Annotated in this window: 23 protein-coding genes; 18 read left to right on the top strand and 5 right to left on the bottom strand. The window is 63.8% G+C overall.

From position 1 onward, the window contains the following. Positions 1 to 26 precede the first annotated feature (26 nt). The 3 genes from HT051_RS06940 to guaB all read left to right on the top strand — a co-directional run bounded on the left by HT051_RS06940 (position 27) and on the right by guaB (position 4,162). Entirely contained in the window at positions 27 to 746 is a 720-nt protein-coding gene (locus HT051_RS06940; RefSeq protein WP_174541362.1) for an RlmE family RNA methyltransferase, read from the top strand. 571 nt (positions 747 to 1,317) lie between these two features. Then, a complete protein-coding gene (locus tag HT051_RS06950) occupies positions 1,318 to 2,370 on the top strand; it encodes a methyltransferase domain-containing protein (RefSeq protein WP_174541363.1) in 1,053 nt (350 codons plus the stop codon). Between the two features lie 295 nt (positions 2,371 to 2,665). Continuing rightward, positions 2,666 to 4,162, top strand: a complete 1,497-nt coding sequence (guaB, locus tag HT051_RS06955; RefSeq protein WP_174541364.1) for an IMP dehydrogenase — start codon at positions 2,666 to 2,668, stop codon at positions 4,160 to 4,162. 279 nt (positions 4,163 to 4,441) lie between these two features. On the opposite strand, the gene HT051_RS06960 is transcribed toward guaB, so the two are convergent. After that, positions 4,442 to 5,326: a tetratricopeptide repeat protein gene (locus HT051_RS06960; RefSeq protein WP_174541365.1), complete on the bottom strand. Its 885-nt coding sequence runs from the start codon at positions 5,324 to 5,326 to the stop codon at positions 4,442 to 4,444. Positions 5,327 to 5,553: 227 nt separating this feature from the next. Between HT051_RS06960 and HT051_RS06965 the strand changes: the two genes are divergently transcribed. The 5 genes from HT051_RS06965 (at position 5,554) to HT051_RS06985 (ending at position 11,040) form a co-directional block, all read left to right on the top strand. Then, positions 5,554 to 5,982: an MAPEG family protein gene (locus HT051_RS06965; RefSeq protein ID WP_174541366.1), complete on the top strand. Its 429-nt coding sequence runs from the start codon at positions 5,554 to 5,556 to the stop codon at positions 5,980 to 5,982. Beyond that, on the top strand, positions 5,982 to 7,274 hold the full coding sequence (locus HT051_RS06970; protein WP_174541367.1) for an RsmB/NOP family class I SAM-dependent RNA methyltransferase: 1,293 nt from the start codon (positions 5,982 to 5,984) through the stop codon (positions 7,272 to 7,274). Before HT051_RS06965 ends, HT051_RS06970 begins: the two co-directional genes overlap by 1 nt. 130 nt (positions 7,275 to 7,404) lie before the next feature. After that, complete coding sequence (locus tag HT051_RS06975; protein ID WP_174541368.1) at positions 7,405 to 7,911, top strand: GNAT family N-acetyltransferase; 507 nt, start codon at positions 7,405 to 7,407, stop codon at positions 7,909 to 7,911. A gap of 377 nt (positions 7,912 to 8,288) precedes the next feature. Then, entirely contained in the window at positions 8,289 to 9,836 is a 1,548-nt protein-coding gene (gene guaA / locus HT051_RS06980) for a glutamine-hydrolyzing GMP synthase (protein WP_174541369.1), read from the top strand. Positions 9,837 to 9,858: 22 nt separating this feature from the next. After that, entirely contained in the window at positions 9,859 to 11,040 is a 1,182-nt protein-coding gene (locus tag HT051_RS06985; protein WP_174542908.1) for a winged helix-turn-helix domain-containing protein, read from the top strand. Between the two features lie 88 nt (positions 11,041 to 11,128). Here HT051_RS06985 and HT051_RS06990 read toward each other — a convergent pair whose 3' ends face one another. After that, positions 11,129 to 11,614: a YaiI/YqxD family protein gene (locus HT051_RS06990; RefSeq protein WP_174541370.1), complete on the bottom strand. Its 486-nt coding sequence runs from the start codon at positions 11,612 to 11,614 to the stop codon at positions 11,129 to 11,131. Positions 11,615 to 11,845: 231 nt separating this feature from the next. Here HT051_RS06990 and HT051_RS06995 point away from each other — a divergent pair, with 231 nt between their 5' ends. The 5 genes from HT051_RS06995 to HT051_RS07015 all read left to right on the top strand — a co-directional run bounded on the left by HT051_RS06995 (position 11,846) and on the right by HT051_RS07015 (position 18,968). Beyond that, a complete protein-coding gene (locus HT051_RS06995; RefSeq protein ID WP_174541371.1) occupies positions 11,846 to 15,643 on the top strand; it encodes a hypothetical protein in 3,798 nt (1,265 codons plus the stop codon). A gap of 108 nt (positions 15,644 to 15,751) precedes the next feature. Next, positions 15,752 to 16,366: a nuclear transport factor 2 family protein gene (locus HT051_RS07000; RefSeq protein WP_174541372.1), complete on the top strand. Its 615-nt coding sequence runs from the start codon at positions 15,752 to 15,754 to the stop codon at positions 16,364 to 16,366. 147 nt (positions 16,367 to 16,513) lie between these two features. Then, on the top strand, positions 16,514 to 17,473 hold the full coding sequence (locus HT051_RS07005; RefSeq protein WP_174541373.1) for a hypothetical protein: 960 nt from the start codon (positions 16,514 to 16,516) through the stop codon (positions 17,471 to 17,473). A gap of 19 nt (positions 17,474 to 17,492) precedes the next feature. Next, positions 17,493 to 17,966 carry a Cys-tRNA(Pro) deacylase gene (gene ybaK, locus HT051_RS07010; protein WP_174541374.1) on the top strand — a complete coding sequence of 158 codons (474 nt, stop codon included), beginning with the start codon at positions 17,493 to 17,495 and terminating at the stop codon, positions 17,964 to 17,966. Between the two features lie 93 nt (positions 17,967 to 18,059). Next, positions 18,060 to 18,968: an NAD(P)-dependent oxidoreductase gene (locus HT051_RS07015; RefSeq protein WP_174541375.1), complete on the top strand. Its 909-nt coding sequence runs from the start codon at positions 18,060 to 18,062 to the stop codon at positions 18,966 to 18,968. A 27-nt stretch (positions 18,969 to 18,995) separates the two neighbouring features. Here HT051_RS07015 and HT051_RS07020 read toward each other — a convergent pair whose 3' ends face one another. Beyond that, a complete protein-coding gene (locus HT051_RS07020) occupies positions 18,996 to 20,021 on the bottom strand; it encodes a TerC family protein (protein WP_174541376.1) in 1,026 nt (341 codons plus the stop codon). A gap of 605 nt (positions 20,022 to 20,626) precedes the next feature. On the opposite strand from HT051_RS07020, the gene HT051_RS07025 reads away from it, so the two are divergent. Genes HT051_RS07025 through HT051_RS07035 form a run of 3 tightly spaced genes read left to right on the top strand, consistent with a single transcriptional unit; the run spans position 20,627 to position 22,334 of the window. Further along, on the top strand, positions 20,627 to 21,241 hold the full coding sequence (locus HT051_RS07025) for a hypothetical protein (RefSeq protein WP_174541377.1): 615 nt from the start codon (positions 20,627 to 20,629) through the stop codon (positions 21,239 to 21,241). Further along, complete coding sequence (locus HT051_RS07030; RefSeq protein WP_174541378.1) at positions 21,231 to 21,602, top strand: transcriptional regulator; 372 nt, start codon at positions 21,231 to 21,233, stop codon at positions 21,600 to 21,602. The genes HT051_RS07025 and HT051_RS07030 overlap by 11 nt, the downstream gene beginning before the upstream one ends. Positions 21,603 to 21,632: 30 nt before the next feature. After that, the gene (locus tag HT051_RS07035; protein ID WP_174541379.1) at positions 21,633 to 22,334 is read left to right on the top strand and encodes a di-trans,poly-cis-decaprenylcistransferase; all 702 of its coding nucleotides are present in this window, start codon (positions 21,633 to 21,635) and stop codon (positions 22,332 to 22,334) included. Here the strand turns inward: HT051_RS07035 and HT051_RS07040 are convergent, their stop codons facing one another. Further along, on the bottom strand, positions 22,335 to 23,645 hold the full coding sequence (locus tag HT051_RS07040) for an NTP/NDP exchange transporter (RefSeq protein ID WP_174541380.1): 1,311 nt from the start codon (positions 23,643 to 23,645) through the stop codon (positions 22,335 to 22,337). A 7-nt stretch (positions 23,646 to 23,652) separates the two neighbouring features. Next, positions 23,653 to 24,615: an aldo/keto reductase gene (locus HT051_RS07045; protein WP_174541381.1), complete on the bottom strand. Its 963-nt coding sequence runs from the start codon at positions 24,613 to 24,615 to the stop codon at positions 23,653 to 23,655. 30 nt (positions 24,616 to 24,645) lie between these two features. On the opposite strand from HT051_RS07045, the gene HT051_RS07050 reads away from it, so the two are divergent. Both HT051_RS07050 and HT051_RS07055 read left to right on the top strand, forming a co-directional pair. Beyond that, positions 24,646 to 25,008, top strand: coding sequence for a hypothetical protein (locus HT051_RS07050; RefSeq protein WP_174541382.1), 363 nt, complete (start codon positions 24,646 to 24,648; stop codon positions 25,006 to 25,008). Between the two features lie 66 nt (positions 25,009 to 25,074). After that, positions 25,075 to 25,476, top strand: coding sequence for a DUF983 domain-containing protein (locus HT051_RS07055; RefSeq protein WP_174541383.1), 402 nt, complete (start codon positions 25,075 to 25,077; stop codon positions 25,474 to 25,476). Positions 25,477 to 25,489 lie beyond the last annotated feature (13 nt).

Here is a 25,489-nt window from a genome sequence, read left to right on the forward strand (position 1 = left end):
CGGCTTCATAATTCAGAGCAATCACAATGGCAAAACCAGGCAAATCCGGGCGCGCGGCAAGCGGCGGCAGCCGGCGGCTTTCGGTCAAGGTGAAGACCGCCAAGGGCCGCAAAACCGCCTCCACACGCTGGCTGCAGCGCCAGCTGAACGATCCTTATGTCGCCGAGGCGAAGCGCCTGGGCTATCGCTCGCGCGCCGCTTTCAAGCTCCTCGAGATCGACGACAAGTACCATCTGCTCAAGCCGGGCATGGCGGTCGTCGATCTTGGCGCCGCGCCCGGCGGCTGGAGCCAGATCGCGGCGGAGCGGGTGCATGCGCTCGATGGCGCGGGCAAGGTGATCGCCGCCGATATCAACGAATTCGAGCCGCTGGCCGGTGTCGTCAGTCTGCAGCTCGATATCGAAAGTCCGGAAGCCGACGCCATGCTGATCGAGGCGATGGAGGGCGCGAAAGCCGGTCTCGTCCTCTCAGATATGGCGGCGCCGTCCATCGGACACAAGCAGACCGACCATTTGCGCATTATCGGCCTGGTCGAGGCGGCCTACGATATCGCCCGGCGCATCCTGGAGCCGGGCGGGGCGTTTCTGGCCAAAGTGCTGCAAGGCGGGGCGGGGCAGGAGCTGGTGGCGCTGCTTTCCAAGGATTTCGACAAGGTGCGCCATGTGAAGCCGAAGGCGAGCCGGCAGGATTCCTCAGAGATGTATGTGCTGGCGACGGGCTTCCGCGGCGGTGCGGACGCCGAGTGAGTCGCGGTCACCTCTCCCCGGTGGGGAGAGGTCGGTCTTAAGGACCGGGTGAGGGGGGGGGACTTCGATAGGTCGGCGCCCGCCCCCCCCCCCCCCCCCCCCCCCCCCCCCCCGGAGGGGGGGGGGGGGGGGCCCCGGGGGGGGGGGGGGGGGGGGGGGGGGGGAGGGGGGGGGGGGGGGGGGGGGGACTTCGATAGGTCGGCGCCCCCTCACCCCAACCCTCTCCCCCGAGGGGAGAGGGAGTCTGGCCGTGCCGTTTCATTCGTCCGTCATGGCCGGGCATGACGATGGAGAGGGGAGCGGCGTGTTGCACGGCGTCATCCTGAGGCGGCTGCCGCCAGGCTGCCCTCGAAGGATGGGCCGTCTGCTTCGCCTGCTTTCTCATCCTCACGCAGATGTGTGCAGGTTCGCGATGGCGCCGCTGCTATGGTTCGGGGATCAATTCTTCCGTCGTTCCGGCAACAGCCGGAATCCAGCCTCAGGCGAAAACCTAGTTGGATACCGGCTTTCGCCGGTATGACGGTGGCAAGGCGTGGCGATGCCGCCTCGCCGAACTATAGGGAGCCAAGCCATGAAGCATGAGGCGGTGCAGGATTATTACGGCAAGACCCTGCAATCCTCCGGCGATCTGAAGACCTCGGCCTGCTGCGACGGGGCAGGGGTGCCGGCCGTCTTGCGGCCGCTGCTCTCGAACATCCATCCGGAGGTGACGGAGAAATATTACGGCTGCGGCGTCACCGTGCCGGCGGCGCTGGATGGGGCGCGGGTGCTGGATCTCGGCTCGGGGTCGGGGCGCGACTGCTATCTCATCGCCCAGCTTGTCGGCCCGTCGGGCGCGGTGGTTGGTATCGATATGACCGACGAGCAGCTGGCCGTCGCCAATGCCCATATCGATTGGCACACCGCGAAATTCGGCTTCGATGCGCCGAATATCGGCTTCCGCAAAGGCTATATCGAAGAGCTCGGCGCGCTGGGGCTTCCGCCTCAAAGCTTCGACGTCATCGTCTCCAATTGCGTGATCAATCTCTCCACCGACAAGCCGGCGGTGCTCAAGGGGGCCTTCGATCTCCTGAAGCCCGGCGGGGAGCTCTATTTCGCCGATGTCTATTGCGATCGGCGGCTTCCGAAAACGGTGCGGAACGATCCGCTGCTTTACGGCGAGTGCCTCGGCGGGGCGCTCTATTGGGGCGATTTTCTGGGAATCGCCAAGGGCGCCGGCTTCGCTGATCCGCGGCTGGTCGACAGCCGTCCGCTGGAGATCGAGGATCCCGCGATTGCCGCCAAGCTCGGCAATGCGCGATTCTTTTCAGCCACTTACCGGCTTTTCAAGATCCAGGATCTTGAGGCCTCTTGCGAGGATTACGGCCAGGCGGTGATCTATCGGGGCGGGGTGGCCGAGCAGCCGGACCGCTTCGTGCTCGATGCCCATCATGCGATCGAGCGGGGCAAGGTGTTTCCGGTCTGCGGCAACACCTGGCACATGCTGAAACAGAGCCGGTTCGCGCCATTCTTCGAATTTATCGGCGATTTCGCCACCCATTATGGGATTTTCGAGGGCTGCGGCACGCAGATGCCGTTTGCCGAGGGGGTGGCGGTCGCGGGGTCCGACTCCAGTTGCTGCTAGTTTTGGGCCTGCATGGTTCGAGACACGCGCTTCGCGCGCCCTCACCATGAGGAGAAACACGGAGCCTGGGGCGTATAGGCGGCAGGCTCAGAAACGCGCCTCACCCTGAGGAGGCCCGAAGGGCCGTCTCGAAGGGGGCAGGCCCCAAACCTGCCAAGCCGCGGCAATTCTGCCGGGTGCAATGCCGCGGGCTCACTTCCCAAGCCGCATACAAGCTGCTAAAGGAGGCTGCCAACTGGTGGGAGCGCGGGCTCTTCCGCATCCCCCGCTCCTTCGTCTTACAAGAGGTTGGCCGATGCCCCCGCGGCACTTTCCCGACACTGAAATCGCCCTCACTTTCGACGACGTCCTGATCCGCCCTGCGGCATCCAATGTGATGCCCGGCGAGGTGAACGTCGCAAGCCGGGTGACCAAATCGATCTCCGTCCATATCCCGGTGCTGTCTTCCGCTATGGATACGGTCACCGAGGCGCGCCTCGCCATCGCCATGGCTCAGGCCGGCGGCATCGGCGTGATCCACCGCAACTTCACCCCCGAGGAGCAGGCCGATCAGGTCGCTCAGGTGAAGAAGTTCGAATCCGGCATCGTGGTCAATCCGGTGACCATCGGGCCCAACGCCACCCTGGCCGAAGCGCTGGATCTGATGGCCAAGCATCATATCTCCGGCATCCCGGTGGTGGAGCCGGCTCCGGATGGCGGGCGCGAGGGCAAGCTGGTCGGCATTCTCACCAATCGCGATGTGCGTTTCGCCGACAGCCCTGAGCAGCCGGTCCGCGAGCTGATGACCAAGGAAAACCTGATCACGGTCAAAGAATCGGTGGATCGGGAGGAGGCCAAGCGGCTGCTGCATAAGCACCGGATCGAGAAGCTGCTGGTGGTCAACGACGATTACCAGTGCATCGGCCTGATCACGGTGAAGGATATCGAGAAGGCGCGGCTGCACCCCCATGCCTGCAAGGACGAGCAGGGGCGCTTGCGGGCGGCGGCGGCGACGACGGTGGGTGAATCCGGGTTCGAGCGCAGCGAACGGCTGATCGATGCGGGCTGCGACCTGATCGTGGTCGATACCGCCCATGGCCATTCTTCGCGGGTGCTGGATTCCATCGACCGGATCAAGCGCCAGTCCAACGCAGTGCAGGTGGTGGCGGGCAATGTCGCCACGGCCGAGGGCACCAAGGCGCTGATCGATGCCGGTGCCGATGCGGTGAAGGTCGGCATCGGGCCTGGCTCGATCTGCACCACGCGGATCGTTGCCGGTGTCGGCGTGCCGCAGCTTTCGGCGCTGATCGAATGCGCCCATGCGGCCAAGGCGCAAGACATCCCCGTCATCGCCGATGGCGGCATCAAATATTCCGGCGATCTGGCCAAGGCGATTGCCGCCGGGGCCGATTGCGCCATGATCGGCTCGCTGCTGGCCGGCACGGATGAGAGCCCGGGCGAGGTGTTCCTGTATCAGGGTCGCTCCTACAAGGCCTATCGCGGCATGGGCTCGCTCGGCGCCATGGCGCGGGGCTCGGCCGACCGCTACTTCCAGCAGGACATCAAGGATACGCTGAAGCTGGTTCCGGAAGGAATCGAGGGCCAGGTGCCCTATAAGGGGCCGGTGGCCTCGGTGCTGCATCAGCTGATCGGCGGGCTGCGCGCCTCTATGGGCTATGTCGGGGCGCCGGATATCTCCAGCTTCCACGACCGGGTGGAGTTCTTGCGCATCACCAATGCCTCGCTCCGCGAGAGCCACGCCCACGACGTGACCATCACCCGGGAATCGCCGAACTACCCGCGGGATATATAGGTGCTGAGCGGGGGCAAATGACCCGCATCCGAGTTGGCTGAAGCCAACTCGACCTCCCCCTCTTAGGGGGAGGGTTGGGGTGGGGGTCTGTTCAGCCTAGGTTGTTCTGATGCAGTCCCGCTTCACCAATCTGGATGTGATGCGAAATCTTCCAGGTGTCTGGGAGGTAATTTCGGCGGAAGTGATCCGGCGGGGCAGATGACCCCCACCCGAGTTGGCCGAAGCCAACTCGACCTCCCCCTTTTAGGGGGAGGTGTGTGCGTGCCATGCGCGATGCCGCTATTCGACGCCGAGCTTCTTGATCTCTTCGATGACGTTGGGCTCGAGCTTGATGGCCAGGTGCAGGTCGGCGCTGCCGTCGGTGGGCTTGCCCTTGCGGCTCTTGACCACGCCGCGTCCGGCCAGGGCGAAAGCGTTGTTCTCCTGCAGCTCCAGCGCGGTGTCGAAATCGTCCTCGGCGCCGTCGAGATTGTCCTGCAGCACGTAGACCCAGCCGCGGTCGATATAGGCTTGCGCCTCCTCGGGCTTCAGCTCGATGACCTTGGAGAAATCCTCCGCCGCGTGATCGTAATCCTTCATCGTGCGGTAGAGCGTGCCGCGATTGACATAGCCCGGCGTGTATTCGGGGTTCTTCTCGACGCCGGCGCTGTACTCGGCAATGGCCTCGTCGTTCTTATCCTCCGCCTCGAAGATCACGCCACGCAGGATGTGCGGCGCGGCTGAGGTCGGCTGCAGTTCGATGGTGGTGTTGAGATCGGCCAGAGCCTTATCGAACTCCTTCTTCTGCCCATAGGCGCGGGCGCGGGCGAGAAAGACCGCCGCCCGGGTATCGTCGAGCTCGGCGGCAGCATCGAGATCGGCAATGGCGGCGTCGAGATTGCCGATCGCCGAATAGGCGATGGCGCGGTTGCCATGGGCGATGATCTTATGCTCGGTATCTGCATCGGTCGCCTTGAGATACTCGCCGCAGGCGCCGAGTACCTCTTCGATGGATCCCTTGCCGTTGAAGCAAAGATGATCCTCCTCCAGCGTCATGCCGGGCGGGGCCTTGCTTTCGGTGGCGAGGCTGGGGGTGAAGGGAAAGATGGCGGCGGTCAGAACGGCGGCGACGGCAAAACGCGGCACCAGGCGCGGCCGCGAAACTCGGCTATCGGCGAAACGCATCAAAACAGGCTCCTTGGGTCCTCAGATCTATTTTTTCTTGAGCATTAGAGGCAGTTGGCCGGGTGCGTCAACTTAACCTCCGGTAAGGCGGTAAATGGGGAGAGCGGTTCGGCAAGCCTTGCGGGCGGCGCGCCGCTGGCTCACAAACGGACCCATAAGCCGGCGATAAGCATTCATCTACCGGTGTCCGGATTTCCGGCGCTTTTCCTTTGCCACGCGGGGGCGCAATGACCGTTCAAGCCATCTTGCTACCGATGTTCGTCCAGGTGCTGCTCACCTTCATCCTGCTGTTCTGGATGACGGTGCTGCGATTGCAGGCGCTCAGGCGCGGCCAGGTGCGGGCCGATGCGGTCGCGCTGCGCCAGAGCAACTGGCCGCCGCGGGTCACCCAGATTTCCAACGCCTTCCACAATCAGCTCGAGCTGCCGGTGCTGTTCTACGTGGCCATGCTACTGGCGCTGGATACCAAGACGCTGGATCTGTTCATCCTGGTGCTGGCCTGGATGTTCGTGATCTCGCGCATCCTGCACGCCTATATCCACGTCACCAGCAATCAGCTGGAGCACCGCACGCCGGTGTTCATGATCGGCGCCATCGCGCTGCTGCTGATCTGGATCATCGTGATCGCCCGCGTTCTGTTGCTGGCGGTGGTCTGATGCAGGCTGGGGGACGGGTGAGCGCCGCGATCGAGGTGCTCGGCGAAATCGAGACGCGCAAGCGTCCGGCGAGCGAGGCGCTGAAGGATTGGGGCATCTCGCACCGCTTCGCCGGCTCCGGCGACCGGGCGGCGATCGGCAATTTGGTGTTCGATGCGCTGCGGGTGAAAGCCTCTTCCGAATATCTGATGCAGAGCGATAGCCCTCGCGCGCTTGCCTTGCGGGCGCTGGTCAGCCGCTGGGGCGAGACGCCGGAGGCGGTGGCGGCGCTGTGCGACGGCAGCCGGTTCGCGCCGGAGCCGCTGACCGACGCGGAGAAGACCGGGCTGGCGGCTGCGCTGCCGGAGGATGCACCGGCCCATATCAAAGGCGAATTCCCGGACTGGCTCTCGGACGAGCTGGCGCGGGCCTTCGGCGAAGATGCGGCGGCGGAAGGGGTGTTGCTTTCGCTGCGCGCGCCGCTGGACCTCCGCGTCAACACGCTGAAAGCCGACCGCGAAAAGGTGCTCAAAGCGCTGCAGCGCTTCGGTGCCCAGCCGACGCCCCATTCGCCGGTGGGCATCCGCATTACCGCCGGGGTGGGCGCAAAGCGCAGCCCCCATGTCGAGGCGGAAGCGGCCCACGGCAAGGGCTGGTTCGAGGTGCAGGACGAGGGCTCGCAGCTCGCCGCGCTGCTCTCGGGCGTCGCGCCGAAGCAGCAGGTCATCGATCTTTGCGCCGGGGCCGGCGGCAAGACCCTGGCGTTGGCCGCGGCGATGCGGAACACCGGTCAGCTCTATGCCTACGATTCAGACCGTATGCGGCTTCGCCCGGTCTTCGAGCGGCTGAAGCGGGCGGGCGCGCGCAATGTGCAGGTGCTGGAGGCGGGCAATGCAGCCTCGCTGTTGCCGCTGGAGGAGAAGCTGGATCTGGTGATGATCGATGCGCCGTGCTCCGGCTCTGGCGTGTGGCGGCGGCGGCCGGACGCCAAATGGCGGCTTTCGCCGGCCATGCTGGAGACGCGCCAACAGGAGCAGCAGGCGGTGCTGGAGGAGGGGGCGAAGCTGGTGAAGCCCGGCGGCCGGCTCTGCTACATCACCTGCTCGCTGCTGCCGTGCGAGAACCAGGATCAGGCGGTCGGCTTCCTCGCCCGGCATCCCGATTTCGCCGCGCTCGATCTGGCGCCGGGCTTCGAAGCGGTGACCGGCGCGGCACTGCCCGAGCCGCGAAACGCCGGCCCCGGCCTGGTGCTGACGCCGCGCCGCTTCGGCACGGACGGGTTTTTCGTCTTCCTCGCGGAGCGGCAAAGTTAGGCCGGTTTCATCATTTTGATGTGGGAATGGGAGATTTGTCGCGGAACGATGCAAACGTGACTTGTTAGGATGTCGCCCGTAGGATTTGCGCCACGCGGGTCTTCCTCCACGGCAAGGATGGATGTCTGAGATGCATACGGTTCGCCGCAAGACGCCGCTTTGGTGGCGCCGCAACGTGACCGCAGACGATGTGGGGCGCGTGCGGGGGCTGCTGGAGGCGAGCAAGCTGTTCAGCACTGCCGAGATCGGACTTGCGGCGGAGATGATCGCCGACCGGCTGGAGAAGGGCGTCCGCTCGCAATATCACTTCATCCTCACCGAGCGGGGCGGGGCGCTTTCCGGCTTCGCCTGTTTCGGCCCGATCGACGACACCGAGGACGACGATTACGATCTCTATTGGATCGCGGTGGCGCCGGAAGAGCAGGGGGAGGGGCTCGGCCGCGAGCTCTATGAGCGGGCCGAGGCGGCGATGATCAAATCGGGCGCCAAGCATATCTATGCCGAGGCACCGAATTCCGTCGACTTCCTGAAATGCCGACGCTTCCTGCAGGGGCTGGGCTTTATGGAGGCGGCGCGCCTGCGCCATTTCCGCGGCCCCGGCGAGGGCAAGGTGATCTACGAGAAGCAGGTCGGTTAGGCCAAAGTCCACGAGGCTTGCCGCAACGTGCTCCCTCTCCCTGAAAGGGGGAGGGTTGGGGTGGGGGTCTCCTTCCACCCTCGTATCTCTATTTTCCGCTGCATGACCCCCACCCGGCCTGATCAAGTCAGGCCGACCTCCCCCTTTTAGGGGGAGGTTAGGCGCGCGCCTCGTGCGAAGTTGGCCTGCCGCAGCCCGCTCCCTCTCCCCTGGGGGAGAGGGTTGGGGTGCGGGGGGACCGAACTTTCCGCACCCCACTCCCCTCAACCCGACGCTTTGCAGTCGACCTCCCCCTTTTTGGGGGAGGTGGTGTTTATTCTCCCGCGTCCCTCCTGCCCATTGCCGACTCGGGCGCTTTCCGATAACCACCATCTTCCATGACAAAACGGGTTCTGATCGTCGATTTCGGGAGCCAGGTGACCCAGCTCATCGCGCGCCGGGTGCGCGAGGCGGGCGTCTATTCCGAGATCGTTCCCTTCGATAAGGCGGAAGCGGAGCTGACCCGCGATCCGCCCCTTGCCATCATCCTGTCCGGCGGGCCGGCCAGCGTGCATGAGAACGACACGCCGCGCGCGCCCATGGCCGTGTTCGAGGCGGGGCTGCCGGTGCTCGGCATCTGCTATGGCGAGCAGGCCATGGTGGCCCAGCTCGGCGGGGTGGTCGAGGCGCACAACGCCAAGGAATTCGGCCGCGCCGATATCGAGGTGATTGCCGAGACGCCGCTGTTCGAAGGGGTCTGGGGGCCGGGCGAGAAAGCGCCGGTCTGGATGAGCCATGGCGACCGGGTGACCCAGCTGCCGGACGGCTTCCGCACCATCGCCACTTCCGAAGGCGCGCCCTTCGCGGCCATCGCCAATGAGAGCCGCAAGATGTACGGCGTGCAGTTCCACCCCGAAGTGGTGCATACGCCGCGCGGCGCCGAGCTGATCGCCAATTTCGTGCAGAAAATCGCCGGCGTCGAAGGCGACTGGTCGATGGCACACTTCAAAGACGTGGAGATCGCCAAGATCCGCGACCAGGTCGGCGAGGGCAAGGTGATCTGCGGCCTTTCCGGGGGCGTCGATTCCTCCGTCGCGGCGATCCTGATCCACGAGGCGATCGGCGACCAGCTCACCTGCATCTTCGTCGATCACGGGCTCCTCCGGAAAGACGAGGCGAGCCAGGTCGAGACCCTGTTCCGCGATCACTACAACATTCCGCTGGTGGTGGTGGATGCGCGCGAGCGCTTCCTGGAGGCGCTCTCCGGCGTCTCCGATCCGGAGCAAAAGCGCAAGATCATCGGCAAGCTGTTCATCGACGTGTTCGACGAGGAGGCGGGCAAGCTGGGGCAGGTGGATTTCCTCGCCCAAGGCACGCTCTATCCGGATGTGATCGAGAGCGTCTCTTTCTCCGGCGGGCCTTCGGTCACCATCAAATCCCACCACAATGTCGGCGGGTTGCCCGAGCGGATGCGCATGAAGCTGATCGAGCCGTTGCGCGAGCTTTTCAAGGACGAGGTGAGGAAGCTCGGTCGCGAGCTCGGCCTGCCGGAGGCCTTCGTGCATAGGCATCCCTTCCCGGGGCCGGGGCTCGCCATCCGCATTCCCGGCGCGGTGGATGCGGAGAAGCTGGCGATCCTGCGCGAGGCCGACGCCATCTATCTGGACGAGATCCGCAAAGCCGGGCTCTACGATACGATCTGGCAGGCCTTTGCCGTGCTGCTGCCGGTGCGCACCGTCGGTGTGATGGGCGATGCCCGCACCTACGACTATGTCTGCGCGCTAAGGGCCGTCACCTCCACCGACGGCATGACGGCGGATTATTACGACTTCTCCCACGACTTCTTAGGGAGAGCCGCCCGGCGCATCATCAACGAGGTCCGCGGCATCAATCGCGTCGTCTACGACATCACCTCCAAGCCGCCCGGAACCATCGAGTGGGAATGACGGCGGATAGGAAGGGCCGGGGCTGAAGACGGACCTCTCAAGCGCCGAAGCTCGCCGGATTGCGCTCACGGCGCAGGGCTTCAACGGACTGCAGCGCAACGGGGCGGCCGGCGCCGCAGGCTTGCGCAAGGCGATCCGCCGGCTGGGCCTGCTGCAGATCGATAGCGTGAACGTGCTGGTCCGCGCCCATTACCTGCCGCTTTACTCGCGCCTCGGGGCTTACGACCGCAATCTGCTCGACGCGGCGGCCGCGGCCAAGCCGAAGCGCTTCTTCGAATATTGGGGGCATGAAGCCTCGCTTCTGCCTATCGACTGCCAGCCGCTGTTGCGCTGGCGCATGGAGCGCGCGCTTGCGGGCCAGGGCGTGTGGCGCGCCTTCGAGCCCTTCGCCGGCGAGCGGCGGGGAGAGGCCGATGCGCTGCTTGCCCGCATCGCGCAGGAAGGCCCGCTCGGGGCGTCCGATCTGGCGGAGGGCCGCGCCTCGCAAGGCATGTGGCGCTGGAGTTCCGCGAAACAGGCGCTGGAATGGTTGTTCTGGGCCGGGCTGGTCGCCGCCACCCATCGCCGCTCCAGCTTCGAGCGGGTCTACGACCTCCCCGAGCGGGTGCTGCCGCGGGCGATCCTGGAGACCCGCACGCCTTCTCCCAATGATGCGCAGCGGGCGCTGCTGTCGCGCGCGGGCGCCGCGCTCGGCATCGCTACGGTGCAGGATTTGCGCGACTATTACCGCATCCCCGCCGCCGACGCCGCGCTTCCCATCGATCAGCTGGTGGAGGAGGGGACGCTTACGCCTGTGCGCGTCAGGGGCTGGCGCCAGCCGGCCTATCTGCACGAGACGGCGAAGGCCGGGCGCAAGCTGGAGGGGGCGGCGCTGCTTTCGCCGTTCGATCCGCTGATCTGGCACCGGCCGCGGACCGAGCGGCTGTTCGACTTTCGCTACCGGCTGGAGATCTATACGCCCGCCCATAAGCGCGAGCACGGCTATTACGTGCTGCCCTTCCTGATGGACGGGGCGCTGGTCGCCCGGGTCGATCTGAAAGCCGACCGCAAGGCCGGTGCGCTTGCGGTGCTGCGGTCCCATCTTGAAGATGACGCCCCGGCGGAGACGGGCGAGAGGCTAACGCAAGAGCTTCGCCGGATGGCCGATTGGCTGGGATTGACAGATGTGGCCGTCGCGCCGGAGGCCGCCATCGAAGGGCTTTAGACGAAGGACTTTAGATGAGGCCTGACGAGGCATTGCGATCCGGCTTTCGTTCCGCCCAGACGCGAATCTGCGCTTCAGGCGGGGCGCATCAGGCCTCCGGCTGCGCTGCCGGGTGACCGGCCCGCTTGAGGCGGACGATTGCTTGATCGAGCGATTGAAGGAAGGCCGAGCGGTCGGCCTTCGAGAACGGGCGCGGGCCGCCGGTGGTCTCGCCCGCCGAGCGGAGATCGGTCATCAGGTCCCGCATCGCCAGCGCCATGCCGATCGAAGCGGAATCGAACGGCTTGCCGTTCGGGGCCAGCGCCTCGGCCCCGGCCGTAACGGCGCGATGGGCCAGGGGAACGTCGTTGGTGATCACGATGACGCCCGGGCGCGCGCGCTCCGCAATCCAATCGTCGGCCACGTCGAGCCCAGCTTCGACAATCACGCGCTCGATATCAGGGTGCTTCGGCAGCATCATGAAGGCGTTGGAAACGACGATGGTCTTGATGCCGTAGCGCAGGGCGACGCGAAATACCTCGTCCTTCACGGGGCAGGCATCGGCATCGACGAGGATCAGGATGGGGTCGGGCATGGAGAGGGGATTAGCAGCTTGGGAGTGCGGGGGCTAATGGGGTTTGGGTTGGGCGTTCGGTGGTTGTGTGGGGCGTCGGCTGCGTGGTGTATGGTATGACCTCGAAGTTGCCCGGGACTATGAGTCGGAGTAGGGACGCAAAGGCCTAAGACGACTACCGACAATCGAACTGTGGTTGATAGCGGACAATACGCCTTAGAGGCTACATCTCGGGGAGGAATCATCAGAACGATGTTTGATGTTTCACCCGACGAAATCGCACAATTAAATGACTCTGACTTGCGGGAACTTATTGGGCGCTTGTGTGAGGCCGAGCTTGTAAGTCGAGGGCTCTCTCCCGCAGCCGTCACTTGGGGTGGGGATCAGAGAGCCGCGGATGGCGGCCTGGATGTTCGCGTTGCCCTACCTCCAGAAACAGCCATTGAAGGCTTCATCCCACGCCCCTCGACTGGCTTCCAGGCCAAGATACCGGATATGCCTAGGGCAGCTATCCTTGCTGAGATGAGACCAGCAGGCACAGTTCGTCCCGCTATCCAGGAACTCGCCGACGAGTCTGGTGCTTACATAATCGTCAGTTCGCACGGTTCGACGTCCGATGCTGCGCTCGGCAATCGGCGCGATGCACTACGTGAGGGATTGGCAGGTGTCGCCAACGCCAGCGATCTTCATACGGATTTTTATGATCGCACGCGTTTGGCCAGTTGGGTTAGGCGCCATCCAGGACTTATTACCTGGGTTAAAGAGAAGGTTGGAGGTGGCCTTTCTGGCTGGCGTCCCTACGGTCCCTGGAGCGGACCAGCGGAGGGCGTTGAAGCAGAATATTTGCTCGACGACAAGCTCCGCCTGCACTTTGGAAGGCACAGTTGTGCGTCCGCGCACTCGGTCGCTGAAGCTATTGACGAGTTGCGCGACGTTTTGGCTGAGCCTGGTAAGATCGTACGCTTGGTTGGCCTTTCGGGCGTAGGGAAGACTCGCCTCGTACAGGCCCTTTTTGATGCGCGTGTGGGCGCCCGCCCTCTGCCGCCATCGCAAGCGGTTTACACAAACCTTTCGGACAACCCGGACCCCCAGCCTATCGGTCTGGCTTCGAGCCTGATCGCAAACCGCGTGCGTGCCATGCTAATTGTCGACAATTGCCCGCCGGACCTTCACCAGCGGCTCTCGGATTTGTGTGCCGCGACCGACAGTACCGTTAGCGTTCTCACGGTCGAATATGACGTCCGGGATGATCAGCCTGAGGGAACCCAAGTCGTGACCCTCGACACGTCCTCGCCTGAGCTGATTGAGAATCTCGTGGTACGCCGCTTTCCGCACCTTTCCCAGGTCGATGCGCGCACCATCTCCGAGGTTTCCGGCGGCAATGCGCGGATCGCTATAGCTCTCGCCGAAACGGTCAGGCACTCAGAGACCGTCGCAGGCCTCTCGAACGACGAGCTCTTTCAACGTCTCTTCCGTCAAGGGCATGATGCCAACGATGCGCTGCTTCTAGCGGCTCAAGCCTGCTCGCTCGTATACTCTTTCCAAGGAGAGGCCCTGATTGGGGACGAAGCGGAGCTACCACGTTTGGCCTCGCTCGTTGGGCAACAACCTCAGGAGCTCTACCGGCATGTTGCTGAATTGATTCGCCGGGATCTTGTCCAAACGCGCAGCGTTTGGCGGGCAGTATTGCCGCACGCAATTGCGAATAGACTGGCTGCCGAGGCACTCGACAATATTCCCTATGATCTCATTGATCGCTATTTAGTGGCGGATGGGACAGACCGCCTTGCTAGGTCATTCTCGCGGCGTCTTTCGTTTCTACACAAGCACCCACGAGCCCGAGCCATTGTCGAGCAATGGCTTGCGCCAGAGGGCTTGTTAGGTGATGTCGCGGCTCTCGGCGATGTCGGCCGAGCAATGTTCGAGAACGTTGCTCCAGTGTTGCCGGAGGCAATTCTTGCGGCCCTAGAGCGGTCAGGCGAAGCTGATATGGTTTCGGCTGCAGCTATCTGGCGGCGACACCAATTGTTGCTGCGTTCCTTGGCATATGAGCCGCGCCTGTTCAACCGGAGCGCCTACCTACTCGCGCAGGCGGCAACACAGAGAGGTGAAGAAGGGCGGGAATCTGAGCAAGTACGAGACACTTTTGTTTCGCTTTTTACAATCTATCTCTCCGGAACACACGCCAGCATTGAACAGCGGTTGGCAGTCATCGAACAATTGCTTTGCTCGGGTGAGCCTGAGCAGGTTTCGCTCGGTTTGGCGGCCCTAGATGCGATCTTAGAGACTACGTCTTTCAGCTCGGGCTACCGTTTCGAATTTGGAGTTTGGTCGCGAGACTTCGGCTATCGGCCAAGAAGTAATGCGGAGTTGCGGGAGTGGTATTCATCTGCGCTCAGGCTAATTGAACGTTTTGCGTTAACTGAGGGCGTGCTTCAGTCCGAACTAAGTGGCTTGGTAGCCTGTAGCTTTCGCGGGTTATGGACTTCTGTCCATATGTTCGAAGAACTGGAAATCCTGTCGCTCGGCTTTGCCGCAGATGGATTCTGGCGAGAGGGCTGGACGGCGTGCCGGCAAACGATGCGATATGACCGATCCCGGCTCGATCCAGAAAGTTCTTTGCGGCTGGCTGACCTGGAAGCCAAGCTGAGGCCGTCCAACCTTCAAGAACGCGTGCGGGCTGTCGTGTTGAGCGACAGGTCAGGTGGGCTCGACTTGGAGGATATGGAGCTTGATGGCGACACTGTGGGGGAACACAAGCGGCTCGATGCGATCGCCCGAGAGCTCGGTGCGACGGTGGCAATCGACGCCTCCGCGTTCGGGGAACTTTTGCCTGATCTGTTACGTGGAGGGAATCGGGCTTGGCAGTTTGGCTGCGGACTTGCCGCGGCGTCTGAAGATCATCGCGCCACCTGGGCAAAGCTCGTCCATGGTCTTGGGCAACTCCCTCCGGGTCAGCGCAATGTCCAGGTGATCAGAGGCTTTCTTGCAGAGCTGTGGGAACAGGATCGGGACATCGCTCAGGAGTTCCTCGACGAGGCGGTCGATGAGGCGGTCTTGGCGGAATTCGTTCCAGTGCTGCACTCGGCAGTCTACCTGGATGCACGCGGTGTCGAGCGTCTAGAACGAGCGCTTCAAATGAAGCGGGCGCCCGTCTGGAAGTACGGTGCTTTGGCGGGCGGGCGAACGGCGGATCAACTGGCAGGATCTGATCTAAAACGTCTTCTCCTGCTCATTGCCGACCAAGTCGACGGGTTTGATGTCGCGTTAGAAATTTTACATATGCGTTTTTTCTCCGACCGCTCAGAACAGCGGGAACACGCTCCTGAACTTCTTGAGGTTGGCCGAGAACTTTTGCAGCGTTTTAGGTTCGAGAAGAACGATCAGCGAGACCAACACAAGCTAGCAGAGCTGGTGCGAACATGTCTTGCGGGTCCTGTTGGCGTTGCAATTGCGGGTGAATTAGCAGGTCGGTTGAAGGCGGCGGTGGCGGCGTTTGAGACTTACGCCTTTAACAATAGCGGCTTACTAGCAGCCCTGCTCAGTACACATCCGCATGCCGTTCTTGATGTTCTGTTCGATGGCGGCGAGGGAGATCGGAAGGCGCGTATCGGCGTGTTCGATCATATAGACGGCTATCGCTCCAATCCGGCTAATGAGATCTCGCGCGAGACGCTTATCGATTGGTGCGACCGGGATCCCAATGTGCGCTATCCACTTGTGGCGGGGTTTGTGACGTTTGCGCGCCACGCGGAGGAGAGAGGGCCACTAGTCTGGTCGGAGCAGGCGAAAGCCCTTCTTGCCAATGCGCCGGACTTCAAGCGTGTGCTTGAGGTGTTCATTGAGCGGTTCCAGCCAATGAGCTGGAGCGGCTCAAGAGCTGCACTGATGGAAACGAACGCGCGCCTTCTTGATGACTTGGATGCGGAGGTTCCAGCGGAACACGTGCGCTTTATAAAGGAAGCTAAGAGGCAACTTGCACAAGAGATTGCCAGCGAGAGACAGCATGAAACCGAGCGGGATTATGCCCGGGACGAACGATTCGAATAGCGTGTCTAGCCCGCAATAGCGTTTGTTGTGGGTCTGGGCGTTTGTTCCAACCTGAGCACGCCAACACGCAAATCCCCCCCCAAACCCCAAAAAAGGATCCCCCAACCTATGAAGCAGAGTTTTCGTTTGGGCTTGGCGGCCATTGTCTTGGCCGCGGCGCCCGTGATTTCCGCTCCCGTCTTTTCCATGTCCGCCGCGGCGGCGGAGACTGCCGCGTTGCCGCCGGGTGCGAGCCTTGCGCCGGATGTGAAGCCGCTGCGCACATACGCGCCGAAGGAGAATCCGGGGCATGGGGATTTCGACGCGGCCGACCGCGCCGCGATCGAGAATCTGCTCTATGCCTATTCCTTCGCCTACGACAATTACGAGGCGGAAGCCTGGCTCGACCTGTTCACGGATGATGCCGTGTTCGTCGCCGGTACGCCGGGCCAGCCGGCGGTCTCCTTCACCGGTGAGGGTTTTCGCAAATTCTGGACCGCGCGGATGAAGGCCTTCGCCAAATCCGGCAATCAGCGCCGGCATCTGATGTCGAATATTCTGTTCCTCGACCAGACCAAGGACACGGCCCATGTCAGCGTGGCCGGGCTTTTGACCAACGCTCATGACGGCAAGAACTTCAGCCCGGTGACTAGCCTCAATTACGAAGGCTGGCTGGTGAAGGGGCCTGAGGGGTGGAAAATCAAGCGCTGGCACGACATGCCGGATGCCCCGGTGCCCGACTAAGGACGCGACTGAGGGCCTGACGAGGGTCGGCGGGGGCGCAAGACACTGCAAGACACCATTGGTCTAGCCCCCAGCGCCCGAGCTGCGTTAGCGTAAACGAAAGCCTTACCCTGACCTGCCAGACTGGGCGCAAGGGGGTGAGATTCGATGCATCTGAAAGCGTTTCTTCCAGCTTTGCCGGGCGCGTGCCTGGCCGTGCTGCTTCTGCTTGGCTTCTCTGCGCCGGCGTGCGCGCAAGCCGAGATGCCGCCGCTGCCCGGCTGGCTGCAGGCTCAAATCGGCACCGGCGAGGGGCAGATCGCGCCCGTTGTGCTGCAGCGGGCGCGGGCGCTGTATTATCAGAAGCTCGGCAGCGGCGAGATCCGCAATGGCTGCTATTTCGCCATGGATGCGACGCGGCCTTCCGGCGTCGGCAAGCATGGCCGCTTCTACATCATCTGCGAGGGGGACCGGGTCTACCGGGTGATGTCCTCCGGCCACGGCAATGGGCGCAACCTGCCGGGCGTCGCCAATTTCGCCAATGGGCGGGACTGCGCCAAGCATTTCTCCAATGCGGAGGATTCGCTGCTCACCGCGGGCGGGTCTTACGTCACCGCCGAGCTGAAGCCTTCCTTCAAGGGGTATTTCCGCGAGAACGGGCAATACCGCGCCTTGATCCGCACCTTCATCCAGTTCGATGGGATGGGGGAGACGGCCAATGCGCGGCCGCGCCAGATCGGCGGACATCCTTCGGTGATCATCCGGGCGCAATGCCGGATGAAGGCGCCGGGCAACGAGTATGCGGACAAGAATGGCTATGTGCCCTATGGCACCTTCATCAATTACACCGGCGGGCGCAGCAATGGCTGCACCAGCTGGTCGTGGTCGGATGCGAAGCAGATCAACGCCATGGTGAAGGACAACCCGACCTCGCTCTATATCTATCCGGAATCGCGCGACATTGTCGCCGTCGGGCGGGGTGTTCCGGGGGCGTATTGGAACGCCGCCTGCAAGCGGGCGATCGGGACGCCGAAATTCTGGCCGCGGGAGACGCTGGCCCCGGCGATCGCCCAGTATAAGAAGGCGCATCCTTCGCCGCCGGCCAAGCCGCTGCCGATCTGCAAATAACGCCGAAGCTTCCAAGCTCATGTCCAAAGCCACACGCGCGACCAAGGCGCTCGCCGATGCCGGTATCGGCTTCACCGTCCATAGCTACGATTACGATGCCTCCGCCGAACGGGTGGGGCTGCAGGCGGCCGACGCCTTGGGGGAGGAGCCTTCGCGGGTGTTGAAAACCCTGATGGCCTTGGTGGACGGCAAGCCGGCCATCGCCATCGTACCGTCGGATGCGCAAGTCGCGATGAAAAAGCTGGCCAGCGCGCTCGGCGGCAAATCGGCGAAGATGATGCCGCCCACGGACGCGGAGCGGCTCACCGGCTATAAGGTCGGCGGCATTTCGCCCTTCGGCCAGATGCGCAAAGTGCCGGTCGCCTTCGAGGAGACGGCGCTTGCTCAGCCTTACGTGTTCATCAATGGCGGACAGCGGGGCTTGCAGGTGAAGCTCGCCCCGCGCGAGGCGGCCGACCTGCTGCAGGCAACGATCGTATCCCTGGTGGCGTGAGCCAGGTTGGGGGGCAATGCGGACCTTTCGTAAGATAGGACGCATACGGATTGCTTCCGGCGTCGTTCGGCGCGCGATCGAGGGGAGGGCATCTTGAGCATAGGTTTTATCGGGCTCGGCGTGATGGGCCAGCCCATGGCTCTGAACCTGGCCTCTCATCTTGCGGCGGCCGGGGAGATGCTGATCGTCTGGAACCAGACGGCGGAAAAATGCGCGCCGCTTCGTGCGGCAGGGGCTGAGGTTGCCGCTCGCGCCGAAGAGGTGTTCGAGAAGTCGTCCATCGTCTTCTTGATGATGGTGGACGATGCGGCGACCGACGCGGTCTTGGGCCGGGGCACGCCGGGCTTTGCGCAAAACGTTTCCGGCCGCGTCGTCGTCAATATGGGGACAAGCTCCACCGGCTATTCCGCGGCGCTGGCGGCGGAGATTGCAGAGGCTGGCGGGCGGTATGTCGAGGCGCCGGTCTCCGGCTCGCGCAAGCCGGCGGAGGAGGGCACGCTGGTCGCCATGGTGGCGGGGGAGGCTGATGCGGTCGCGAAGGTTCGGCCGCTGCTTTCCTCCATGAGCGCCAAGGTGGTGGAATGCGGCGCGGTGCCGTCGGCACTGGCGATGAAGCTCTCGGTCAATCTCTATCTGATCGCCACGGTGACGGCACTGGCGGAATCCTTTCACCTCGCGACGCATCTCGGCGTGGACCTGGCGCAATTCACCGAGGTGCTGAATGCCGGGCCGATGGGAAGCGCGATTTCCAAGGGCAAGCTGCAGAAGCTGCTGGATGAGGATTTCACGGTTCAGGCGGCGATCGCCGATGTGCTGAAGAATTCCGGCTTGGTGTTCGATGCGGCGCGTTCCGCAGGCGTCGCCTCGCCGCTGCTCGATGCCAGCCATTCTCTCTATCAGGAAACCGCCGCGCTGGGGCTGAGCGATCAGGATATGGCGGCGGTGGTGAAGGCAATCGCGGCCAGGACGGCGCGGCAGAGCTCTTCGCCTTTAGAAGATTAGGCGCCGCTCGCGATTTGCTGCTACCGGCTATTTCTTCTCCTGCTGCGCCTTCTCCGCCGGCTCCGGCTCGGCTTCTTCTTTCACGCCGCTGCCCGGGATCCAGCCGGTGGGCAGGGTCTGCGGCTCGACCAGCTGGCCGCGTGTCTTGATCAGCGAGACGATAATGGAGCCGCCGATCAGTAGCACGGTGGCCAGCAGCGCCATCTCCGTGGGGATGAATTTCCCGCCATAGAAATAATTGGCGATCATTTTGAAGCCGATCACCAGCAGCACCAGGGCCAGACCGTACTTCAGATAGATGAAGCGGGGGACGATGCCGGCCAGTGCGAAATACAGCGCGCGCAGGCCGAGGATGGCGAAGACGTTGGAGGTGTAGACGATGAACGGGTCGGTGGTGATGGCGATGATCGCCGGAATGGAATCGACGGCGAAGATCAGGTCGGTCACCTCGATCATCACCAGTACGAGGAACAGCGGCGTGGCGAAAAGCAGCCCGTTCTCGCGCAAGAAGAAATGCTTGCCCCGATAGCCGTCGGTGAGGCGGACGCGGCGGCGGACGGCCTTCAGAATGATGTTGTTCTCAAGGTCCGGTTCCTGCTCGGCCACCACCAGCATCTTGATGCCGGTGACGATGAGGAAAGCGCCGAACAATAGCGCCATCCAGGCGAATTGATGGATCAGCTGTACGCCGGCGAAGATCAGCAGCCCACGCATCACCAGCGCGCCCAAGATGCCCCAGAACAGCACCCGGTGCTGATATTGCGGCGGCACCTGGAAATAGGTGAAGAGCAGCACGATGACGAAGATATTGTCGACGCTCAGCGACTTCTCGACGAAGTAGCCGGTGAGGAAATCGATGCCGTCCTCGGGCCCGCGCAGCCAGAACAGCCCGGCGCTGAAAATCAGCGCCAGCACCACATAGAACAGGCTGAGGCGAATGGCTTCGCCGACCTTGATTTGCCGCGGCTCGCGGTGAAGCACGCCGAGATCGAGGGCAAGCAGCCCCAGAACGAAAAGATTGAAGGCAACCCAGAGCCAGATGCTCGATTCCATAAATTCGCTTTCGCTTCAAAATTTCCCGGCCGGGAGGCGGCGGTGAGGGCGGATCGTACGGGGCCGATCCCCCGTGGGCCGGCTCCGCACTATGAGCGTGGCAGACAGATATGTAGCCGGAGGCCGGGTTGCAGCCCCTTGCGCGCGGGTTTGCCGGATAGAGCCCGCCCGATGGCTCGTTCGATAGCGTGCCCGCCCTGGCTCGCGTCCGGCTGTGGGTCTTCTCATAAAGCGGGGCGTTCTGTCCACGCTATCGGAGGTTTGCCCGTCGCTTTTGCCACGAGAGAGTTGCGGTCCGGATTTGCCACAACTTTGATTTTTTCGCTGCGGTCCGTGCTGTATTCCCCCTGGAAATCGCGGATAATTTGAGTTTCTTCCGGAAGGCTCGCTGCTTGTGCCGGTCGGGATGGCTCCCGTCGCCGAGGCCGCACTTCCCCACTCAGCATCGAAGACGTGCACATTTTCATGCCCGGCTGTTGCGGTCACGGCAGGGCGCCGTTCGCCGTCTTGCCTGTTTGCGCTTTGCCTATTTGCGCTTGCATCTACTTTGCAGACATGCTTACTTTGCATTATAAAGTTCTTTAGAGGACACGAGAGAGGGGCAGATGCGCGATTACGAGAAAGCCTTGTCCGACATCGCCGATATCCGCAGCAAGGTTGCGGCGAGCACCACCTTTCGCGGGCTCGGCCCGGCGGCGCTCGGGCTCAGCGGGCTGATGGCGCTGCTCACGGCGATCTGCCAGAGCCTGTTCCTGACCGATCCGCTGGATGTGCCGTTCCTGTTCTTCTCGGCCTGGATCGTCGTGGCGGCGATCAGCGGTGTGCTGATCGGGGCGGAGATGATCGTCCGCTCGCGCCAAGAGCATGGCGGCCTCGCCGACTCCATGATCCTCAACGCGGTGCATCAGTTCCTGCCTGCAGGCGCCGCGGGCACCGCGCTCGGCGCGATCCTATGGCGTTTCGCGCCCGACCATGTGTGGATGCTGCCGGGCCTGTGGTCGATCCTGGTCAGCCTTGGCCTGTTCGCCGCCGTGCCGTCTTTGCCGCGGACGGTGGCAGTCGCTGCCGCCTGGTATTTCGTCGCCGGCTGCGCCGTCCTGATGTGGGCGGCAAGCGGGCCGGCGCTTTCGCCCTGGATGATGGGGCTTCCCTTCGCCGTCGGCCAGCTGCTGCTTGCCGCGATTATCTACAAGACGTCCGGAGACCTCGATGACGCGTGAGACGAATGCCCCATATTCCTATGACGGGCTCGACCGGGTGATCCACGAGAAGGCGCGGCTCGGCATCATGACCTCGCTGATCGGCCATCCCAAGGGGCTCAGCTTTGCCGATCTGAAACGGCTTTGCGGTCTCACCGACGGCAATCTCTCGCGGCATCTGCAAGTGCTGGAGGAGACCGGGCTGGTGCGCATCGACAAGAGCTTCGAGGGCAAGCGGCCGCTGACCACCTGCCGGCTGACCGGTGAGGGCAGGGCGCGCTTCCTCGACTATCTCGCCGAGCTGGAACGCGTGGTGCGCGATGCGGCCGATGTCGCCGAAATCTCCGATCGCGATCCGCTTCTCAATCCCCGAGGCGCTTGAGCGCCTCTTTTTTTGCCAGGAGACTTTACAATGCAAAGTGCACTGCAGGACAGAATTCATGTCGGGATCATCATGGACGGCAACGGACGCTGGGCCGAGCGCAAAGGGCTTCCGCGTAGCCGAGGACACCGGGCCGGCGTGCAGGCGGTGCGGGGGATCGTCGAGGCTGCCGGAAAGGCCGGCATCGGCATGCTGACCCTCTACGCCTTCTCCAGCGACAACTGGCGGCGGCCGAAGCCGGAAATCGCGGTGTTGATGAATCTGCTGCAGGGCCATCTCGACCGCGAGCTTGGCGCGCTGCAGGGCCAAGGCGTGCGGCTCTCCTTCATCGGGCGCCGCGAGCGTCTGCCGGCGAATTTGCGCGAGCGGATCGACTGGGCCGAGCGCGCCACGGCCAAGGGCTCCCGGCTGCATCTTCGCGTGGCCGTCGATTACTCGGCGCGCGATGCGATCCTCGCAGCGGCGGCTCAGGCCGAGCGGGGCACCACGCGCGAAGCCTTCGCGCGGCTGGTGACAGGGGACGGCGCGCCGGATGTCGATCTTCTGATCCGCACCGGCGGCGAGAAGCGGCTCAGCGACTTCCTGCTCTGGGAATGCGCTTACGCGGAGCTGCTGTTCACCGATTGCATGTGGCCGGATTTCGGCCCCGACGAACTCGCCGCCGCGCTCGACGAATTCGAAACCCGGCAGCGCCGTTTCGGCGGTCTCCTTGCGAGCGGCAAGGCGGCCTGACTAGCCGGACGGGTCTCCGCCGAGAGCTGCCTCGCGGCGCTTCTCGGCCCGGCCGAGCCCGTAGCCGACGCCGGCCCAGGTCAGCGCGACGCCGGCACCGATCATCATGGCGAGGGACGGATCGCCGACGATATCGAGGCCGCGCTTCACCCAGCCGCTCACCGCATCGCCGCCGCGATAGATCACCGTGTCGATGAAGTTCTTGGCCTTGTACTTCTCCACCGGCGCGACGACGGTGTAGAGCATCTCGCGGCCCGGCCGCACCAGGGCGTATTCGCCGGCGCGGCGGGCGATCATCACCACCACGAAGACGGCGAAGACCGGCGACAGGGCAAGCCAGAGAAAGCCGCAGGCCATCAGCAGCGGCACGCCGACCAGCAGCACGCCGATACCGAGGGATTTGGCGATGCGGCCGGTGAAGAAGATTTGCGTGAGGATCGAGAGGGTCTGCACCACCGTGTCGATCAGCCCGAACACCTGTGTCTGGCGCGTCGGATCGGGGAAGGTCTCGGAAACCAGCCGGGCCTGCTCGAAATAGAGGAAGGTCGAGACGCTGGCCAGCAGCACCACGAACAGGGCGATGCCCGCGAGATAGGGCGAGCGGAAGACCTCCGTCGCCCCGGCGAACGGGTTGCCGCCGAGGGGGCGGCGGCTATCGTTCTGCGCTTGCAGCGCCGCAGGGACCGGATGAGCGTCGCGCCAGCGATAGAGCGCAACGCCTGCGATCGCACTGCCGGCGAGCAGCAGGGCGGAGAGCACCAGCAGGCCGCTATGGCCGAGCGGGGCGACCAGAAGCGTGCCGAGGATCGGCCCCGTCAGCCCGCCGAGACTGGCCCCGCCGGCAATCAGTGCGAAGAGCCGCTTCGCCTCCGCCGTGACGAAGATATCGGCGAGCACGCTCCAGGCCAGGGAGATGGCCAGCAGGTTGAACACCGACAGCCAGATATAGAAGGCGCGGGCGGTCCAGATATCGTCGGGCCGAAGGACGAGCGCGGCGGCGAAGCTGAGCAGGTTCAGGACGAAGAAGCCGTAGGCCCAGGGGAGAATGCGGCGGCGCGAGGCTTTCGAGGCGAGCCAGCCGAACAGCGGCATGGCGATCAGCGTGGCGATAAACGTGCCGGTGAACAGCCATTGCAGGTTCTCCACCCCGCCCGCGACGCCCATGGTCTCGCGCACCGGGCGCAGCATGAAATAGCCGGTGAACAGGAGGAAGAACATGGCAAGACCCCCGGCAACGGCCGGAGTTTCGCCAGGCTCGACATTGAAGAGGCGCGCGATGAGGCGTGCGGCGGCGCTGCGGGATTGCGGCATCGGGGCTTTACGCGAAGGCGGCGGTCAGCTCTTGCTGCTGCGCGGCGCTCAGCAAGGGGCCGATGCCGGCATGGAGATTATCGGCCTGATGCTTCGGCTTGCTGGTCGCCGGGATCACCGCGGTGACGGCCGGATGGCTGATGGCGAATTTGAGGAAGATCTGCGCCCAGCTCGTCGTCTCCACCTCGGGCGCCCAATCGGGCAAGGGCCGGTCCTTCACCTTGGCGAATAGGCGTCCGTCGTCGAAGGCGCGGTTGATCAGAACGCCGACCTCCTTCATCCGGGCGAGGGGAAGTAGCGTCTGGCCCGCTTGCGGCGCATTCACCGAATAATTGATCTGGATGAAGTCGAGCGGCTCGTTTCGCATGATCTCGGCCATCTCCTCATGGCCGCTCTCCAGATAATGCGTGATGCCGACATATTTGGTGAGGCCTTGCGCCTTCAGCTCGCGGGCATAGGCGAGTTGGGTGCGCCAGTCGCGCAAGTTATGCACCTGCAGCAGCTCGACATGATCGGTACGCAGCGTCTTCAGGCTGCCGGCCCATTGCGCCTCGGCCTCCTCGCGGCTGTCGGCGGCGATCTTGGTGGCGAGGAAGCAGCGATCCCGGTAGCCGCCGTCTTCCAGCAGGGCGCCGAGCGCGGCATCGGCATTGCCGTAATTGGGCGAGGTGTCGAACACGGTGGCGCCGCCATTGAAGAAGATCTTGATGGTCTCTTTCAGCCGTTCGAATTCCGGCGAGCCGATCTGCACATTGTAGGCGCCGGAGGTGCCGCCGCCGATCACCGGCAGCTCTTGGCCGGTCGAGGGAATCGGGCGGGTGCGCAAGGCTTGGCTCGGCGGCTCGGTTGGCGGGGCGGGCATCTCGCCATCCTCGATGATCTGGGCGAAAGCGCGCGGCGTGCGGGTGACGAGCGCAAGACCGCCGGTGGCGAGGGCGGCGGCGCTCAGGAAAGCGCGTCGGGAATACATCGGGCGGTTCCTTGGGACGGTTCCTTGGGCATGTCCTTGCAGTTTCGATCCTCGGCAGGCGGAGTCTGGCGCGAGAATGAAGTGGAATTGTGGAAAGGCGGCGGAAAAGGCCGGTTTTCCGTGTCCCTGCGTCGCGCCCTGGGGCAGCCTGTCGCGCCTCAGCCGATGACGCCTGTGCTACCGATAGTGGCAAAAGAATATGCAAAAGAACGTATGGAGGAAACGATGCGGATTTCCTTGCGCGGCTTTGCGGCGCGGCCCTTCGCCTTCGCGCGAACGGCGGATTTTGCGGTCTGCGACGGCATGCCCGTTGTTGGCGACGCTTTCGCCACCCATGTCTCTAAGATGCAGACAGACGGCAGCTTCAAGCTGCGGCTTCACAGCTTCAATTAGCCTTGCTTCGCGTTCCGCGCCGGCTCGGCTTTCGGGCCGGGCTCATCCCTCTATGAGGTATCCAAGATGTCCGAGACTTCCGAATATCCGCCGCTCTCTCCGATCTGGACGGGAATCCGCGGGCGCTGTCCGTGTTGCGGCAAGGGACATCTTTTCAAGGGCTTCCTCACCTTGCGCGACAAGTGCGAGGTGTGCGGCTTGGATTATTCCTTCGCGGACCCGGCGGACGGTCCCGCCTTCTTCGTGATGTGCTTCGGCTGCATCCCGGCGGTCGCGTTTGCCGTGTGGATCGAGGCGGCCTACACGGCGCCGTATTGGGTCCATCTGTTCACCTCGCTGCCGATCTTACTGCTCACCTGCATCCCTCCGTTACGGCCGCTCAAAGGCTGGCTGGTCAGTTCGCAATATTATTTCAAAGCGGAGGAGGGAAAGCTGGATCTCGGGGACGCGCCCTCGCCGACGCGCTAGGCGCTGCCCGCGA

It is taken from the genome of Methyloligella sp. GL2 (genome assembly GCF_013341275.1).
In the GTDB taxonomy this organism is placed as follows: Bacteria; Pseudomonadota; Alphaproteobacteria; order Rhizobiales; family Methyloligellaceae; genus Methyloligella.